Annotated in this window: 16 protein-coding genes; 12 read left to right on the top strand and 4 right to left on the bottom strand. The window is 31.8% G+C overall.

The window, feature by feature from the left end; all coding sequences use genetic code 11:
- Nucleotides 1-14: 14 nt before the first annotated feature.
- The gene (locus tag JM80_RS15930) at nt 15-827 is read left to right on the top strand and encodes a zinc-dependent peptidase (RefSeq protein ID WP_144711053.1); all 813 of its coding nucleotides are present in this window, start codon (nt 15-17) and stop codon (nt 825-827) included.
- Here the strand turns inward: JM80_RS15930 and JM80_RS15925 are convergent.
- The 3 genes from JM80_RS15925 to JM80_RS15915 all read right to left on the bottom strand — a co-directional run bounded on the left by JM80_RS15925 (nt 824) and on the right by JM80_RS15915 (nt 4,860).
- Nucleotides 824-3,358, bottom strand: a complete 2,535-nt coding sequence (locus tag JM80_RS15925) for a carboxypeptidase-like regulatory domain-containing protein (RefSeq protein ID WP_013621746.1) — start codon at nt 3,356-3,358, stop codon at nt 824-826. The two genes, JM80_RS15930 and JM80_RS15925, sit on opposite strands and share 4 nt — an antisense overlap.
- Nucleotides 3,345-4,253 (bottom strand): FecR family protein, encoded by a 909-nt coding sequence (locus tag JM80_RS15920; RefSeq protein WP_144711051.1) that lies wholly within the window; start codon nt 4,251-4,253, stop codon nt 3,345-3,347. Before JM80_RS15920 ends, JM80_RS15925 begins: the two co-directional genes overlap by 14 nt.
- 94 nt (nt 4,254-4,347) lie before the next feature.
- On the bottom strand, nt 4,348-4,860 hold the full coding sequence (locus tag JM80_RS15915) for an RNA polymerase sigma factor (RefSeq protein WP_013621748.1): 513 nt from the start codon (nt 4,858-4,860) through the stop codon (nt 4,348-4,350).
- Between the two features lie 114 nt (nt 4,861-4,974).
- Between JM80_RS15915 and JM80_RS15910 the strand changes: the two genes are divergently transcribed.
- From JM80_RS15910 to JM80_RS15880, 7 genes are all read left to right on the top strand, one after another.
- On the top strand, nt 4,975-6,693 hold the full coding sequence (locus tag JM80_RS15910; protein WP_144711049.1) for a hypothetical protein: 1,719 nt from the start codon (nt 4,975-4,977) through the stop codon (nt 6,691-6,693).
- 134 nt (nt 6,694-6,827) lie between these two features.
- On the top strand, nt 6,828-8,168 hold the full coding sequence (gene ffh / locus JM80_RS15905) for a signal recognition particle protein (protein WP_013621750.1): 1,341 nt from the start codon (nt 6,828-6,830) through the stop codon (nt 8,166-8,168).
- Between the two features lie 49 nt (nt 8,169-8,217).
- The gene (locus JM80_RS15900; RefSeq protein ID WP_013621751.1) at nt 8,218-9,105 is read left to right on the top strand and encodes a bifunctional 5,10-methylenetetrahydrofolate dehydrogenase/5,10-methenyltetrahydrofolate cyclohydrolase; all 888 of its coding nucleotides are present in this window, start codon (nt 8,218-8,220) and stop codon (nt 9,103-9,105) included.
- A 152-nt stretch (nt 9,106-9,257) separates the two neighbouring features.
- Nucleotides 9,258-10,229, top strand: coding sequence for a sulfurtransferase (locus JM80_RS15895; protein WP_144711047.1), 972 nt, complete (start codon nt 9,258-9,260; stop codon nt 10,227-10,229).
- A 3-nt stretch (nt 10,230-10,232) separates the two neighbouring features.
- Nucleotides 10,233-10,958: a YafY family protein gene (locus JM80_RS15890; RefSeq protein ID WP_144711045.1), complete on the top strand. Its 726-nt coding sequence runs from the start codon at nt 10,233-10,235 to the stop codon at nt 10,956-10,958.
- A 42-nt stretch (nt 10,959-11,000) separates the two neighbouring features.
- Nucleotides 11,001-11,462: a GyrI-like domain-containing protein gene (locus JM80_RS15885; RefSeq protein WP_013621754.1), complete on the top strand. Its 462-nt coding sequence runs from the start codon at nt 11,001-11,003 to the stop codon at nt 11,460-11,462.
- Nucleotides 11,463-11,593: 131 nt separating this feature from the next.
- Nucleotides 11,594-12,451 (top strand): esterase family protein, encoded by an 858-nt coding sequence (locus JM80_RS15880; protein ID WP_144711043.1) that lies wholly within the window; start codon nt 11,594-11,596, stop codon nt 12,449-12,451.
- Between the two features lie 62 nt (nt 12,452-12,513).
- Here the strand turns inward: JM80_RS15880 and JM80_RS15875 are convergent, their stop codons facing one another.
- The gene (locus tag JM80_RS15875; protein ID WP_232228747.1) at nt 12,514-13,161 is read right to left on the bottom strand and encodes a 7-carboxy-7-deazaguanine synthase QueE; all 648 of its coding nucleotides are present in this window, start codon (nt 13,159-13,161) and stop codon (nt 12,514-12,516) included.
- A 170-nt stretch (nt 13,162-13,331) separates the two neighbouring features.
- Between JM80_RS15875 and JM80_RS15870 the strand changes: the two genes are divergently transcribed.
- Genes JM80_RS15870 through JM80_RS15855 form a run of 4 tightly spaced genes read left to right on the top strand, consistent with a single transcriptional unit; the run spans nt 13,332 to nt 16,666 of the window.
- Nucleotides 13,332-14,840 (top strand): helicase HerA-like domain-containing protein, encoded by a 1,509-nt coding sequence (locus tag JM80_RS15870; RefSeq protein ID WP_013621757.1) that lies wholly within the window; start codon nt 13,332-13,334, stop codon nt 14,838-14,840.
- 37 nt (nt 14,841-14,877) lie between these two features.
- A complete protein-coding gene (locus JM80_RS15865) occupies nt 14,878-15,423 on the top strand; it encodes a hypothetical protein (protein ID WP_013621758.1) in 546 nt (181 codons plus the stop codon).
- Nucleotide 15,424: 1 nt separating this feature from the next.
- Nucleotides 15,425-15,793, top strand: coding sequence for a cupin domain-containing protein (locus JM80_RS15860; protein WP_013621759.1), 369 nt, complete (start codon nt 15,425-15,427; stop codon nt 15,791-15,793).
- A gap of 30 nt (nt 15,794-15,823) precedes the next feature.
- Complete coding sequence (locus JM80_RS15855; protein ID WP_144711041.1) at nt 15,824-16,666, top strand: alpha/beta fold hydrolase; 843 nt, start codon at nt 15,824-15,826, stop codon at nt 16,664-16,666.
- Nucleotides 16,667-16,674 lie beyond the last annotated feature (8 nt).

Here is a 16,674-nt window from a genome sequence, read left to right as displayed (position 1 = left end):
TATAAACAAATTTAATGGGTGATGATTTAGGGGTTAGTATTTTTGGTATTACTGCTTTACTAGCAATTTTAGGCTACTTTATTTATATTCTTTACTATATAGCAGATTTATACTTTTTTACTCCTTCTAAAGAGAATATTAAGCTATCTGCAGCAGATGAACATTTAATAATTAAAAATTTGCCTGCGTATTCTTTGTTGTCTTCTAAGCACAAACAAAAGTTTAAAAACAGAGTATCTAGATTTAGAGCTAATAAAACATTTATATTTTCAGAACAAAGTTCTAAGGATGAAGAAATAAAGCTGCTATTGTCTGCAACGGCAGCTTTTTTAATGTTAGGTTTTAAAGATTATAGAATATCTACAATAAAAAAAATACTTATTTACCCTTCTGCATACTTTTCTACAATTACAAAACAAAATCATTTAGGAGAGTATAATCCGCAATTAAAAACATTGGTTTTTTCTGCCGAACACGTATTAAGTGGTTTTGAAAATGCTACAGATAACCTAAATTTAGGAGTGCATGAGTTTGCCCACGCATTAGCTTTTCACTTTAAAAAAGATTTAAAATACACAGCTGTTAAGTTTAGAAACGGATTAGCAAAAATGGAAAAATTGCTGCATGATAAGGAATTTTTAAAACGAGTAGAAAGTACTCATTATTTTAGACCTTATGCAACTACAAATATTCATGAATTTTTTGCTGTTGCCTTGGAAAATTACGTAGAGACTCCATCAGATTTTGTAGCCACTTTTCCGGAGTTGTATAAAATAATTACGCGTATGCTAAACTTTGAAGAGTTTAGTTTTCATAACAAACTTTAAAAATTTATTCTAAAACTTGCATTTGGTGTTATACCTAATGATACACTTTCTACAGTTTCAATTTCGTTGTCATTAGTAACTCTGTAATATCTATTTAATATATTTTCTTTGTTTAATATGTTTAGTATAGATGTGCCCAATGTGGCTTTATATTTTTTGCTTATTTTAAAGTTGTAGAGTGCAGATATGTCTGCTCTAACATAATTTGGCAATCTACTACTGTTTGGATCTTTGTAATTTATTTTTGCAGGAAAACTAAATAAATCTAACGCATTATTGCCTTCTTCTGGTTCTGTATACGGTTTTCCAGAGTTGTAATTTACGCCAACACCAATTTTAAAATTTTTGTAATTGTAATTTGCGGCAAAAGTAATAGTGTGTCTAATGTCTAAATTATTAGGAAATGTATTTGGTGTAATATCTTTAAAAACATAATTGTTTAAGTTGTATGTGTAGCTTAACCAGGTACTATAATTATTGTTTTTTTTGTTAATTAAAAACTCAATGCCTTTAATGTTGTATTTTCCTATTTCGCCATTAAATTGATCTTGGTTTTGGAACCCCTGTGTAAGTGTGCTTATTCCTTTTACATTTTTATAAAAGCCTTCAATACCAATATAAATGCTATTTTTTTCATAATTAAACCCAACAGATAATTGTTTGCTTGTGGTTATAGGTAACTCATCTTCATCAGCTAAAATCCACCTTCTTTTCTCTACACCTAAAAAGTTTTGTTCTAAATCTATAATTTGGTTGGTGGTCTGACTTTTAAATTCTCCTAACAGAGATGCGTTAAAATTTGTGGCAACATTGTAGTTTATGTTTAAACGAGGCTCTACTATCCAACGTTTAAAAGTATTAATATTTTCAATGTAATTTACACGAGCCCCAGCTCTTGCTTTTAGCTTAATAGTTTGGTAGTCAATTTCAGAAAAAATAGAGTGAGCTCTAATTACACCTTTTATGTTTTTTTTATAAGGAGGTTGTGTTACATTGGTAAAATTAATAATACCTGTTTCTATAAGTTGATAGCCATTTATTAGCTTTATATTATCTGTTAGCTGGTATTTAGTATTTACTTTTAACCCGTTTTCTAAAACCTTATTAGTTTGCTGTAATTGTTGCTCTTGATTGTTTGCTACTTCATTAGCATTTAAATTGTAAGAGGTGCGGTAGGCATTTATTTTGGTTGAAAATTTATTGGTCCACTTACTTTCTAAGCTACCACCAAAAGAGGTGTTTTTTTGATCTAAATTGCTAAAGTTACTTTCGTTATTTGCGTTAGTCTCTTCATAATTTAAAACGTTGTTCATATAAATAAAGCTAAAGCGCAATTTATGTTTATTAGTGATATCATATAGGGCCTTTGCTGTAAAATCATAAAAATAGAAATCTTCTCTTCTTGTAATTTCTGTATCTCGGTCATTATTTTCTATATCACTGTCTTGAAAAGTCTTATCAAAATACCTGTTGTAGGTTGGCGAGTTTAAAAAATCTGTTATAGATCTTCTGGCAGAAAACTGTAAAGCTCCTTTGTTAGTAATAGGTACTTGTGTGTATGCGTCTGCACTAATCATGTTAAAACCTGCGCCAAAAAAAGAATCGTTTACATTGTTGTTGGTTCGCATATCTATAACACTACTAATACCGTCTCCATATTGCGGACTGGTGCCGTTTTTAGTTATTGTTACGCTATTGGTTAGGTAAGGGTTAAAAGCAGATATTAACCCAAAAAAATGCCCAGACTGGTACATTTTTATGTCTTCCCAAAGCACAAGGTTTTGGTCGTTAGTACCACCACGCACATTAATATCAGACACAGTTTCATTGCTACTTTTAATTCCGGGTAATGCTTGTACTGTTTGTAGTACATCTGGCTCTATAAGTCCAGGTAATATTCCAAAATCTGAAGTATTTAAAATTACACTACCGTCTTTAGATTTACGTAAACCAGTAGTTAAAAACTTAGAAATTACTACCTCTTTTAATTGTACATAATGTTGTTTAAGTAAAAAGGTATTTACTGGTTTATTTTTATTAAGTTCTGTAGCATTAAAATGCATAGTCTTGTACCCAATAAAACGTACTTTAATTATAGCATCTTTGGGTATATTGTTTAATGTAAAGTACCCGGTAGAGTCTGTAACTGTAGCAATATTTTGTTCTAAAACTTCTATGGTAGCACCATTTATAGTGTTTTGCTCAAAATTATCTAAAAATTTTGCGTGTATACTTATGGTATTCTCTTTAGAAAAAGCATAATACCGTTGACTTAATTTAGTTAAAGTTAAGGAAGTTTTTTTAGCTATATAATTTAAAATACTTTCTAAGTTATTATCTGTGCTTGGTGTAATTGTTAATGTATCTGTGTCTTTATTAGCAAAAGATATTCTAATATTAAATTGCTCCTCTAACTGTTGTAAGTAAGTTGTTAAAGGTAGCGTACTACTGCTTTCTTGCGCATTAGCTACACAACTAATGGCAAAAAAAAAGCAATAAAAAATAACTTTTAAATACTTATTTTTCAGCATAAAACAACACCTTATTCTCCTCTAATGTATAACTAATTTTAGAAGGTATACTAATACTCTTTAACGCAAGATCTAAATCCTTGTTGTTAAAAGAGCCTGTATAAAGTTGTTTTGTGTTTACATTTTTTGTGTTTACAGTTAAATTAAATTGTCTTTGTAATTCATTAAAAACAAACTCTAAAGGTATGCTTTTAAAAGTGCTTTCATTTAAAGTCCAAGACGGTACCAGTGTTTTTACGTGACTAAGCGGTGCAACATTACCGTTAATAACCATAAAAGATGTGCCACCAGGAACCTTGTAGTCTTTACCATTGTAGTTTACATTTACAAGCCCCTCATAGCAAGTAACCTCAAAAAAGTTTGCTCTAGTTTCTACATTAAATTGCGTGCCCAAAACACTAATTACACCTTGGTTTGTAGTTACTGTAAATTTTTCTCCTTTTGCAACTTTAAAAAAAGCTTCGCCTTCTAAAGATACATCTCTTTTTTGGTCCCACTTATTTTTATTGTACGCAATTTTAGACTCTGCGTTTAGTATAACTTCAGAGTTATCAGGTAAAATAAGTTCGTTATTTTGTGCATAATCTGTACTAACTGTTTGTTCTAAAGTTGTAGTATAAAAATAACCTAAGCCAAATAGTAGTATAACAGCAGCGGCAATACTAATGTATTTTTTAAACGGGTTTAATTTAATAACCTTGGTTTGTTTATTTGTATTGCGTTTTTTATTAATAGCCTGTAAAGCCTTTTCTTGGTCAAATTCTGGTGCCTTTAGCTTACTAGAAGCTGTAATAATTTTTTGGTAAGATGCGTATTCTTCGGTTTTTTTAAACTGAATAATTTCTTCTTCTGTTAACTCGTTATTTAGCCATTTGGCTAGGTAATTCTCTTGCATAACTTTTGCTTTACGTAGGTATAACAATCAATAAGTAAAAAACCCTACTTTATATTTTATTTTTTATCAATCTATATAATTTGGCATCAATGTGTTAAATGCCATCTATGTGTTCTCTAAGAGATTTTAGTGCTAAATGCATTCTTTTTTCTATTGCTTTTACACTTACACCTTCTAACTCTGCAATTTCTGCATATTTCTTTTTATCTATTCTATTAAGTAAAAAAGTAGTACGCTGGTTTTCTGGTAAATTTGCCAGTGCTCTGTCTAATTTTTCTTGAAACTGTTTTTCTTCAAGCAAAAACTCTGGTGTTTCATTAGACACATCTGTGTTTAAGTGTGCATATTTTAAGCGTACTTTATCTGCCTTAATCATATTTAAATATAAATTATTGGCAATAGTATAAACATAAGATTTTGCTTTTGTGGGTACAACTTTAGCACAATTTTCCCATAGTTTTACAAAAGCCTCTTGTACGGCGTCATATGCTTTTTCTTCGTTACCAAACTTATAATATATATAGTTAAACACCGTTTTAGAGTTGGTGGTAAAGAGGTGGTTATATACTTTCTCTTCGCAAACATTGTTGTGGTTGTCTATGTTCAAAACTTGTTTTTTTATTTTTCCAAAGGTATTTTAAAAAAATGATATTTTTTTGGTAGGGTATTTTTTAACTGAGTTGTTATAGAGCTATAAAAACAAAAAATAAACCAAATTATTATGAAAAACTTTTTTGCAAAATTTATGTTTGCTGCCCTACTTACAGCAACATTTAGTTTAACTTCTTGTCAAGAAGAGTTTGAAGAATTACCAGATAACAATGATGGTAAATCAATAGAAGCTACTTCTGCCACAGCTACTTTAATTAAAGGAACATCTTCTAAAGATGGCTCTTATGACAATATAGTTGATGGCGCTAGTTGTTTTGCCATACAGTTTCCTTACAATGTTACTGTAAATGGCTTAGATATTACTATAGATTCTGTAGCAGATTTAAAATTAATAGAAGAAATATTAGATGAAATAGATTCTAATGATTACAACTTACAAATAATTTATCCAATTAAAATTACACTATCAAACTACACAGAAATTACTATTAATAGTAGAGAAGAATTAGTTGCCCAAGCTAAAGAGTGTATAGAAGGTGGTGAAGATGATGATATTGAGTGCATAGACTTTGTTTACCCAATAGATTTATTCAGTTTTAATACAAACCTTGAAATTACAAATACTACTACGGTAGAGAGTGATAGGCAAATGAGATTGTTTTTTGCAGGCTTAGGGGCTAATGATATTGTTGGAATAGATTTTCCTATTACTTTAGAAAAGTATGACGGGACTAAAGTTGTTGTAAACAACAATGCAGAATTAGCTGTTGTGTTGGAAAATGCAAAAGATATGTGTGATGAGGATGATGATAATGATTACAATGACGATGATTTTACTAAAGAAAGGTTAGATGCATTTTTAGTAGACTGTCCTATGATTTTACAAGAAATTTTTAGAGACAGCCAAGAACAAACAGAACAGTACTTAGAGTTTATTGTAGACTTTAAAGAAAACGGAACTGTAATAACTAAAGATAATGATGGCAATTATATTGAAGGAGCTTGGTCTACTAATATAGGAGTTAACAGTAAAAGAGTAGAATTAAAATTAGAGTTTGAAACTCTTGTAGATTTTAATTTAGAATGGTTTGTTTATGAGTTAAACAATGATAAAATTAAACTTTTTGCCAATGGCGGAAGTGATAGAATTATATTAAAAAAATATTGTGAGTTATCTGGGAACAATCCAAATGATAACTTAAGTGATATATTAGGAGAATGTAAATGGGAGTTTACAGTTCCTAGCAGTTCTAGTATTGGAGTTTACAATGTTAAATTTTTAGAAAACGGAACGGTTAAGTTTGTAGATGAAAACGGAAGTGTTTTTACTATAGATACTTTTACAACTTGGGCTTTAGAAGGTAATATCATTATTTTTTATAATGCCAATCAAGAATTGATTGCTGAAAAATGGAAAATAAGATCATATTCAGAAACTCAAATGTATGTAGATATCTACAATGAAGATGAGGTAATGTACCAAAATGTATTGCAAAGAAATTGTGAGGATGGTGCTGCTTGTAGTGATGCAGATATAAATGAAGCTTTACTGGGACAGTGTAAATTTAAAATCACAAACTTAGATGGTACTTTTTTTGAAGAATTATACATAGATTTTTCTAACAATAATATTCACGCTTATGATGCTAACAATACAATAGCAGATGAAGGTAATTGGTCTTTGCAAAGTGGTACTTTACAATTTAATAGTTTAAGTATGACTTTAGCAAACTACATAGGAGAGTGGAATGTAATAGAATGTGGTACAGATACTTTTAAATTAGAAAGAGGAGAAGAAATTATTGTCTTAACCAAAGCATGTGACTAAATATTAGCACATCATAATTATGCAAAAGGACAACTTTTTACAAGTTGTCCTTTTTTTGTGCCATATTTTTTGCCTTAAACCATACACTTCCCAATGTAATTATTAAATTTGCATTTCCAGAAAAAAGTAGACTTATGTTCAATAATTTAAGTGAAAAGTTAGATAAAGCGTTCCACGTCTTAAAAGGACACGGACAAATAACAGAAATTAATGTTGCAGAAACTTTAAAAGAAGTTCGTAGAGCTTTATTAGACGCCGATGTTAACTTTAAAATAGCAAAAGAATTTACCAATAGAGTAAAAGAAAAAGCACTAGGTCAAAACGTACTTACAACCTTACAGCCTGGCCAGTTAATGGTTAAGTTGGTTAAGGATGAGCTTACCGAGCTTATGGGTGGTGACGCAGAAGGTATAAACCTATCTGGTACACCATCAGTAATATTAATGTCTGGTTTGCAAGGGTCTGGTAAAACAACCTTTTCTGGTAAACTTGCTAATTACCTAAAAACTAAAAAAACTAAAAAACCTTTATTGGTTGCTTGTGATGTTTATCGTCCTGCGGCTATAGATCAGTTACACGTTGTAGGTGACCAAATAGGAGTAGAGGTTTTCTCAGACCGTGGTAATACAAATCCGGTAGCAATTGCAGAAGCTGGTATAGCACACGCAAAAGCAAACGGACATAATGTTGTTATTATAGATACAGCTGGTCGTTTAGCTGTAGATGAGGAAATGATGACAGAGATTGCCAATGTACATAAAGCAATAAACCCTCAAGAAACATTATTTGTTGTAGATTCTATGACAGGGCAAGATGCTGTAAACACAGCAAAAGCCTTTAATGATGTGTTAAATTTTGATGGTGTTATACTTACAAAATTAGATGGTGATACTCGTGGTGGTGCAGCCATATCTATTAAATCTGTAGTAACTAAGCCTATTAAGTTTATTGGTACTGGTGAAAAAATGGACGCAATAGATGTTTTTCACCCTTCTCGTATGGCAGAACGTATCCTAGGTATGGGAGATGTTGTGTCTTTAGTAGAGCGTGCACAAGAACAGTTTGATGAGGCTGAGGCACGAAAAATACAGAAGAAAATTGCAAAAAATAAATTTGGGTTCGATGATTTCTTAAAGCAAATTCAGCAAATTAAGAAAATGGGTAGCCTAAAAGATTTAATGGGAATGATACCTGGTGCTGGTAAAGCATTAAAAGGTATGGATATAGATGATGATGCTTTTAAACATGTAGAAGCTATTATACATTCTATGACGCCTGTAGAACGTGAAACTCCTAATTTACTTAACGCAAGCCGTAAAAGAAGAATAGCTAAAGGTAGTGGTAGATCTGTACAAGAAGTAAACCAATTACTTAAACAATTTGACCAGATGAGCAAAATGATGAAGATGATGCAAGGCGGTGGCGGTAAAAAAATGATGCAAATGATGGGTGGTATGAAAGGTATGCGCCCATAATTAATAAAAATTAGTTTCAATATAAAACCATCAAACTAACAACCTAATAATGGAATTACTAGACGGAAAAAAAGTATCAAACCAAATTAAAGAAGAAATTACCGTTGAGGTAACCAAAATGAGAGAGCGTGGAGAAAAAGTTCCACACTTGGCAGCAATTATAGTTGGTAATGATGGGGCAAGCTTAACGTATGTTGGTAGTAAAGTACGCTCTTGTGAGCGTGTTGGTTTTGAGTCTACTTTAGTACAAATGCCAAGTACTACTAGTGAAATAGAATTGCTACGTAAAATTGAAGAACTTAACCAAGATGATGAAATAGATGGTTTTATTGTACAATTGCCATTGCCACCACAAATAGACACGCAAAAGGTGCTTTTAGCGGTAGATCCAGATAAAGATGTAGATGGTTTTCATCCAACCAACTTTGGTAAAATGGCTTTGGATATGAGTACGTTTATACCAGCAACGCCATTTGGTATTTTAGAGTTGCTAGAGCGTTATAAAGTAGATACTAAAGGTAAACATACCGTTGTTATTGGTCGTAGTCATATTGTTGGTAGGCCAATGAGTATTTTAATGGGACGTAAAGGTTGGCCAGGGAACTCTACAGTTACCTTAACACACAGTGCTACAAAAAATATTACACAAATTATTTCTCAGGCAGATATTGTTATTTCTGCGTTAGGAGTTCCTAATTTCTTAAAGGCAGAAATGGTAAAAGATGATGCTGTAGTTATAGATGTTGGTATTACTCGTGTAGCAGATGATACAAAACCAAAAGGTTACTATATTACCGGTGACGTAGATTTTGAAAACGTAAGTAAAAAAGCATCTTTTATAACACCTGTTCCAGGTGGTGTAGGACCAATGACAATTGCTATGTTGTTAAAGAATACTTTATTAGCAAGAGAGCGTCATAGAAATGCTAATAGATAAAAATAGTAGCTATTTTTAAAGCTAAATAAACAAAAATTTTTAGTAATAATACTAAACCATTGCATATTGTGCAATGGTTTTTTTTATGTTAATAAGTTAGCTTCAAACCTACCATTTAAATAGGTAATTTTAATCCGCATAAATATAAAATAATGAAAACACCCCTTATCTCGGCTAAAGAGCTGCAAGCCTTATTGGTAGAAGAAAATAACATTATAATTTTAGACGCTAGTCCTGCTACAAACGTATCTGGTTTAAGTACTAACCTAGAAGATTTGCAGATAAAAGGAGCTCGTAAGTTTAATATAAAAGCTAATTTTAGTGACGCTTCTAGTAATTTTCCAAATACTATACCTAGCGCTAAACAGTTTCAAGAAGAGGCACGTAAATTAGGAATAAATAAAAATAGTAAAATTGTGGTGTATGATAATTTAGGTATTTATACCTCACCACGAGTTTGGTGGTTATTTAACACCTTTGGTCATAATAATGTTACAGTTTTAGATGGTGGTTTGCCAGAGTGGGTAGCGCAAGATTTACCAACAGAACAGGCTGCTAAAAAAAGAATTCCTTTAGGTAACTTTATTGCACACCAAAAAGAGTTTGCAGTTGTAAATTTTTCAATGGTTAAAGAAAATACAGAGAGCAATACCGCTTTAGTTGTAGATGCACGCTCTGCAGGCAGGTTTAATGGTACGGAGCCAGAACCTAGAGAAGATTTAGCTAGTGGTAGCATACCAGGCTCTATTAATCTTCCGTTTACAGATGTTTTAGAGGATGGTAAATTTAAATCTAAAGAAGAATTAGAGGTTATTTTAGAGCCAATTTTAGCAGAAGATAAACCATTAGTTTTTAGTTGTGGTTCTGGTTTAACAGCTTGTGTTATTTTGTTAGCAAGTAAATTGGTAGATGACACTAAAGATACATCTGTTTATGATGGCTCTTGGACAGAGTGGGTACAATTGTATGAAGCAGAATTAGAAGAAGAAGTAGAATTAGATGATGATGTAAGTTTAGATGAGGTTAATGAAACCAAACCTGCTGCTGAAGAAATTGTACAAGAGAGTATTAGTGATAATGAAGACTTTAATGCGGAAGAATTAGATAAGGAAGAGGAAGAGTAATAAATGGAAAAAGGAAAACCCAGATTGGTGAGGCTAACAGAAATAGTTACGCAGTTACAAAGCAAAAGAATTGTGACAGCTACAGAGCTGGCAGCAAAGTATAAGGTTAGTATAAGAACTATTTATAGAGACATACGTACTTTAGAGCAATCTGGAATTCCTATTTATACAGAAGAAGGCAAGGGATATTCTTTGGTAGATGGTTATAAGTTACCGCCTGTAATGTTTACAGAAGAAGAAGCAAATGCTTTAATAACTGCTGAGCAAATTGTAAATAAAAATAAAGACATTTCTTTTATAGAAAAGTATAGCAGTGCGGTAGAAAAAATAAAATCGGTTTTAAAATATTCTCAAAGAGATAAATCGTCCTTACTTACAGAGCGTTTAGATATTAGAACAAATTTAGAAAAGCACGTAACAAGTAACCATTTAATGCAGTTGCAAATAGCATTAACCAACTATAAATTACTTCAAATAAGTTATTTGTCGCTTCAGAATGTAAAAACTAAAAGAACAATAGAGCCTTTTGCGCTTATACATAATAATGACAATTGGGTACTAATAGCCTTTTGTAGGTTACGTAAAGATTTTAGAGCATTTAGGGTAGACTGTATTCAGCAATTAGTGATGTTATCTACTTCTTTTGATCCTCATAAATTAACACTGCAAGAATATTTTGATATGGCTCGTAAAAAATGGGAAAACACCCCTGACACTCCTATGACATAGATCTGGTTTATTTTTGATAAAAATCAATAAAAAATAAGAATTATGAAAACTGAAACTCTAGAGTCTTTTTATGTAATAGGTATTAAAGTACGTACTACAAATGAAAACGAGCAAGCAGCAAAAGACATTGTTGCATTATGGAACACTTTTATGTCTGAGCAAATTTTAGATAAAATTCCTAATAAAATAAGTTCCGAAATTTTTTCAATTTATACCAATTATGAGAGCGATTACACAAAGCCTTATGACACTATTTTAGGATGTAAAGTTTCTAGTATAGATGAGGTTCCAAATGGTATGGTAGCACATACTATTAAGGCATCAACCTATAAAAAAAGTATAGCAAAGGGAGACTTATCTAAAAACGTAGTGTATAACAAATGGTTAGAAATTTGGAATTCAAAAGTAGATCGTTTGTATACATCAGACTTTGAAATTTATGGTGAAGCAGCAAGTAACCCAGAAAATGCAGAGGTTCCCATTTTTATAGCTATTAAAGAGTAGTTTTAATATTGTAGTAGTTAGGTTACAGTGGTAACTTAACCAATATATTAAAAGGTTTAAAGAGAATGTAGTCCTGTTTTGGGCTACATTTTTTATATTTAAGGACACTAGCCTATAAAGTTTTTTGCCCCATGAAAAAATTAATACCTACTATTTGCTTTTGTTTGTTGTTTAGTTTTGCAGTAAAATCACAAACAGGTAAGGTTTTTGATAACCTAAAACTTACAAGTAAAATTCTAAAAAGCGAACGTAGCTTTTCAATTTACCTACCGCCAGATTACGAGTCATCTAAAAGAGATTATCCTGTATTGTATTTGCTTCATGGTGCTGGTGATGACCACACGGGTTGGGTGCAGTTTGGAGAAGTTTTACATATTACAGACAAAGCTATTAAGGCAGGCAAAGCAACACCAATGATTATTGTAATGCCAGATGCTAATACTGGCAAACGCGGGTATTTTAATACTGAAGATTGGAGGTATGAAGATTTCTTTTTTGAAGAGTTAATGCCATATGTAGAAAAAAAATACCGAATTAAAGGAGAAAAACGCTATCGTGCAATTTCTGGACTCTCTATGGGTGGTGGTGGTACTTTTATGTATGCTTTACATAAACCAGAGTTATTTTCTTCTGCTTGTCCGCTCAGTGCCTCTGTGGGTATGTTGCCAAAAGACACCGTAAAAATTAAAGATTTTGCAGAGAGCGAAAAAAAATCTGTAGCAGAAATGAGAAAGTATTTTAAAAGACATTCTGCCATTTCTTTGTTAGATTCTATTCCGGTAGAAGATATTAAATCTGTACGTTGGTATATAGACTGTGGAGATGATGATTTTTTATTTGAAGGGAATAGTTTGGTACATATTTCTATGATGAAAAAGAAAGTACCACACGAGTACAGAGTTCGTGATGGTGCGCATAATTGGACGTATTGGAGAGAGTCTCTACCAGAAGTTTTAAAATTTGTATCGGCAGCTTTTCATCAGCATTAGCTAAGCATACAAAAGGTATAAAATTAAAACAAGCTAGTATAAATTTATACTAGCTTGTTTTTTTATGGTATGTTTAAATATTTGTGTGTTTGTAAGGATACTTTCCATTGCGGGTTTTTCATTACAAAATCTACAATTAACGGAGTCATTTTATCTTTAACACTCCATTCTGGTTGTAAATATAAAATACAATCTTTATTTACTTTAGCCGCTTGTTCTTCGGCAAATTTAAAATCGTTTTTATTATAAATTATCATTTTTAACTCATCTGCTTTATCATAAATAATACCTTGTGGTAATTTATTTTTTTTAGGAGATAAGCAAATCCAGTCCCAAATACCAGTTAAGGTATATGCTCCAGAAGTTTCTATATGTGTTTGTAATTTTTTAGCCTTTAAAGCTTCAGTAAGTGGTGCCATATTCCACGTTAATGGCTCGCCGCCTGTAACTACAATAGTGTTAGAGTATTTTGCTGCGTTATTTACAATGGCATCAATAGTTGTTGGTGGGTGCGTAGCCGCATTCCAACTTTCTTTTACATCACACCAATGGCAACCAACATCGCAGCCACCTACACGTATAAAATACGCAGCAGTTCCTTTATGGAAACCTTCTCCTTGTATGGTATAAAATTCTTCCATTAACGGAAGCATTTCTCCTTTGTCTACCAATGCTAATACCTCATTTTTAACCATTATGCAAAGATACATTTTTTGTGTTTCACTATCTAACTTTACATAAAAGATAGCATAAAGTTATAGGGTAACATCAAAAAAAATAACATTTATAGCGTCTGTAACTTAATGTTTTATTGTGTTTACTGTAAAACTTCTCTTTTTAGTTGTTTAAATTTAAGCTATTTTTATCAAAATTTTAAGAAATGAGCACCAAGGAAAAGTTTTTAGCAGATATAGAAAAAGGATACGCTACAAAAGGAGACTTTATAACTATGGGCGCTGGTATTGTAGACGGTGAAACCGTTACAAATGCGTTTGTAAAAGTACCTTTAAAAACACTTAATCGTCACGGTTTAATTGCAGGTGCTACAGGTACAGGCAAAACAAAAACGTTACAGGTATTGGCAGAAAACTTGTCAGATAAAGGTGTGCCAGTTATGTTAATGGATTTAAAAGGAGATTTAAGTGGTATAGCACAACCAAGTGCAGGACATCCTAAAATAGATGAACGCCATGCTAAAATAGGTTTGCCTTTTAACGCTAAAAGTTTTCCTGTAGAAATTTTATCGTTGTCTGAGCAAGATGGTGTAAAGTTAAGAGCTACAGTATCTGAATTTGGTCCGGTGTTGCTTTCTAGAATTTTAGACTTAACAGTAACGCAAGAAGGTATTGTTGCAGTTATTTTTAAGTATTGTGATGATAATAAATTGCCACTTTTAGACCTTAAAGATTTTAAAAAAGTACTACAGTACGCTACAGAAGAGGGTAAGGCAGAGTTTAAAGAAAGCTACGGAAGAATTTCTTCTGCTTCTACAGGTTCAATTCTTAGAAAAATAATAGAGTTAGAACAGCAAGGAGCCGATTTATTTTTTGGTGAAAAATCTTTTGAGGTAGATGATTTAACTAGGATTGATGAAAATGGTAGAGGATACATTAATATTTTAAGATTAACAGATATACAAGATAGGCCAAAGTTGTTTTCAACTTTTATGCTAAGTCTATTGGCTGAAATTTATGATACTTTTCCTGAACAAGGAGATAGTGATAAACCAGAACTAGTATTGTTTATAGATGAGGCTCACTTAATTTTTGATGAAGCATCTAAAGCATTATTAAACCAGATAGAAAGTATAGTAAAATTAATACGTTCTAAAGGTATTGGTGTATATTTTGTAACACAAAACCCTGCAGATGTACCAGAAGATGTTTTGGCACAACTAGGGTTAAAAGTGCAACACGCATTACGTGCATTTACAGCAAAAGATAGAAAAGCTATTAAGTTAGCTGCGCAAAATTACCCAGATAGTGAGTATTACAATACAGAAGATGTATTAACATCTTTAGGTATAGGAGAAGCTTTAATATCTGCTTTAGATGAAAAAGGAAGGCCAACACCATTAGCAGCTACAATGTTGCGTGCACCTATGAGCCGTATGGACGTTTTAACTGCAAAAGAGTTAAAAGAAGTTATAGACTCATCTTCTCTAGTTAAAAAATACAATGATAGTATAGATAGAGAAAGTGCTTATGAAATGCTAAATGATAAAATTGAAAAGGCAGAGCAAATAGCAGCAAAAGAAAAAGAAAAACCAGCAGCAAAACGTACTAGTAGTCGTTCTAGAAGTACAAGGCAAAACCCTATTGTAAAAGTGTTAACCAGCGCTACTTTTATAAGAGGTATGTTAGGTGTGCTTAAAAAAGTGTTACGCTAAATAAAAAATAAACCTACTTACTAACTACATATTTTAAATGAAAAAAATTACAATTACCTGCTTAGTTGCAGTAGCAATTTTAGCAGCTAAATGCGGAAAAGGTACAGATTCAGAATTTTTAATAACTACAACTAGTTTTGGAAAGTTAAGTAAAAATAATTCTGCTAATGATATAGAAACAATTTACGCATCAGACTCTATTGTAAAAGATAATGCAATACAATTAAGTGCAAGTATGCGCAAAGAGCATATTTACGAAAAAGGAGGTAAACCATTATTTACAGTAAGTATTAGTAACGATACTATTATAGACAATATTAGAGTTTTAGACCCGCGTTACACTACAGAAAAAGGGGTTAATTTACTTAGTACTTTTAAAGATATTAAGGATAATTACACTATAAGAAAAGTATTAACCTCTATGAATAATGTTGTACTTTTTATAAAAGATAGTGATGTGTATTTTACTATTGATAAAAAAGAGCTGCCAGAGAACTTACGCTACAGTAATAATACCAATATTGAAGCAATACAGATACCAGACGCTGCTAAAATAAAATACTTAATGATAGATTGGGAATAGTATGAAAAAGAAGTATACCATACAAACAGAGCCTTTTGTTGTGCCTACTACAGATGGTAAATTAATAGAAGAACATTTTGGCGGAGCAACTAATAAACAGCAAGATATGAGTATTGCTCATATGGTAGCACCACCAGGTTGGTCAGAGCCTTTTCAGACTCCTGAGTTTACAGAGTATACTTATATTATTAAGGGAAAAAAACAATTTACTATAGCTGGTGAACTCGTTGTTTTAGAACAAGGACAATCTATACGTATAGAGAAAAATACACGCGTACAATACGCAAACCCTTTTGATGCTCCTTGTGAGTATATTTCTATATGTACCCCAGCTTTTTCTATTGATACGGTACATAGAGAAGAAGATTAACCCCTATTTATACTAGCCTACACCTTTTTTATGAAAAAAATGCTAAGTAAAATTATACCTATAGCTTATGGTGCATATTTTAATGTGCTTTCTGTATTCTCTACAAAGACTGCAGCTAAAAAAGCATTTTATCTTTTTTGTACGCCAAGAAAAGGTAAGGTATTACCACACCAAAAAGAGTTTTTAAACAACGCAAAAAAAGAAGTGGTAACTACCGCAAATATAGATTTGCAAGTATACCAATGGCCTGGAGAAAAAGAAACAATTTTGTTGTTACACGGTTGGGAAAGTAATGTGTTTAGATGGCGAAATTTGATAGGTTACCTAACTAAAGAAAATTACAATATTATTGCTTTTGATGCACCAGCACATGGTAACTCTACAGGTACTGTTTTGCACGTGCCAATTTATACAGAAGTAGCGCAAGCATTAATAACCAAATACCAGCCAAAACATATTATAGGCCACAGTGTAGGAGGTATGACTACCTTGTACAATAATTACAAATACAACAATACTTTTGTAGAAAAACTTGTAATATTAGGAGCTCCGTCTGAGTTTTATACCATACTAAAAAATTACAAGGCAATGTTAAAGTTTAATAATGCTGTTTTTAACAGTTTAAAAGAATTTATATTTGAAAAGTTTAATTTTTTGCCAGAGGATTTTTCTATTTCAGAGTACGCAAAGCAGAACACTAAAAAAGGGTTACTAGTACATGATAGGTTAGATTTAATAGCTCCTTGTTCAGACTCTGAATTAGTGCATAAAAATTGGACTACTAGTAAATTACTGGTAACAGAAGGTTATGGCCACTCATTACACCAAGATGAAGTTAGTAATGCTGTCCTGTCATTTTTAAAAGAAGCTTAAATAAAATA

This window comes from Cellulophaga sp. RHA_52, from assembly GCF_007827205.1.
Taxonomy (GTDB): domain Bacteria; phylum Bacteroidota; class Bacteroidia; order Flavobacteriales; family Flavobacteriaceae; genus Cellulophaga; species Cellulophaga lytica.
Note: the sequence above shows the minus strand (reverse complement) of the source record. Positions and strands in the feature narration are given on the sequence as shown.

Bases quoted from the DNA above. Each gene is read 5' to 3' on its own strand.
- JM80_RS15855 (WP_144711041.1), top strand. From the start codon at position 15,824: ATGAAAAAAATGCTAAGTAAAATTATACCTATAGCTTATGGTGCATAT.
- JM80_RS15900 (WP_013621751.1), top strand. From the start codon at position 8,218: ATGGAATTACTAGACGGAAAAAAAGTATCAAACCAAATTAAAGAAGAA.
- JM80_RS15880 (WP_144711043.1), top strand. From the start codon at position 11,594: ATGAAAAAATTAATACCTACTATTTGCTTTTGTTTGTTGTTTAGTTTT.
- ffh (WP_013621750.1), top strand. From the start codon at position 6,828: ATGTTCAATAATTTAAGTGAAAAGTTAGATAAAGCGTTCCACGTCTTA.
- JM80_RS15890 (WP_144711045.1), top strand. From the start codon at position 10,233: ATGGAAAAAGGAAAACCCAGATTGGTGAGGCTAACAGAAATAGTTACG.
- JM80_RS15870 (WP_013621757.1), top strand. From the start codon at position 13,332: ATGAGCACCAAGGAAAAGTTTTTAGCAGATATAGAAAAAGGATACGCT.
- JM80_RS15875 (WP_232228747.1), bottom strand. From the start codon at position 13,161: ATGTATCTTTGCATAATGGTTAAAAATGAGGTATTAGCATTGGTAGAC.
- JM80_RS15925 (WP_013621746.1), bottom strand. From the start codon at position 3,358: ATGCTGAAAAATAAGTATTTAAAAGTTATTTTTTATTGCTTTTTTTTT.
- JM80_RS15860 (WP_013621759.1), top strand. From the start codon at position 15,425: ATGAAAAAGAAGTATACCATACAAACAGAGCCTTTTGTTGTGCCTACT.
- JM80_RS15865 (WP_013621758.1), top strand. From the start codon at position 14,878: ATGAAAAAAATTACAATTACCTGCTTAGTTGCAGTAGCAATTTTAGCA.
- JM80_RS15885 (WP_013621754.1), top strand. From the start codon at position 11,001: ATGAAAACTGAAACTCTAGAGTCTTTTTATGTAATAGGTATTAAAGTA.
- JM80_RS15895 (WP_144711047.1), top strand. From the start codon at position 9,258: ATGAAAACACCCCTTATCTCGGCTAAAGAGCTGCAAGCCTTATTGGTA.
- JM80_RS15930 (WP_144711053.1), top strand. From the start codon at position 15: ATGGGTGATGATTTAGGGGTTAGTATTTTTGGTATTACTGCTTTACTA.
- JM80_RS15910 (WP_144711049.1), top strand. From the start codon at position 4,975: ATGAAAAACTTTTTTGCAAAATTTATGTTTGCTGCCCTACTTACAGCA.
- JM80_RS15920 (WP_144711051.1), bottom strand. From the start codon at position 4,253: ATGCAAGAGAATTACCTAGCCAAATGGCTAAATAACGAGTTAACAGAA.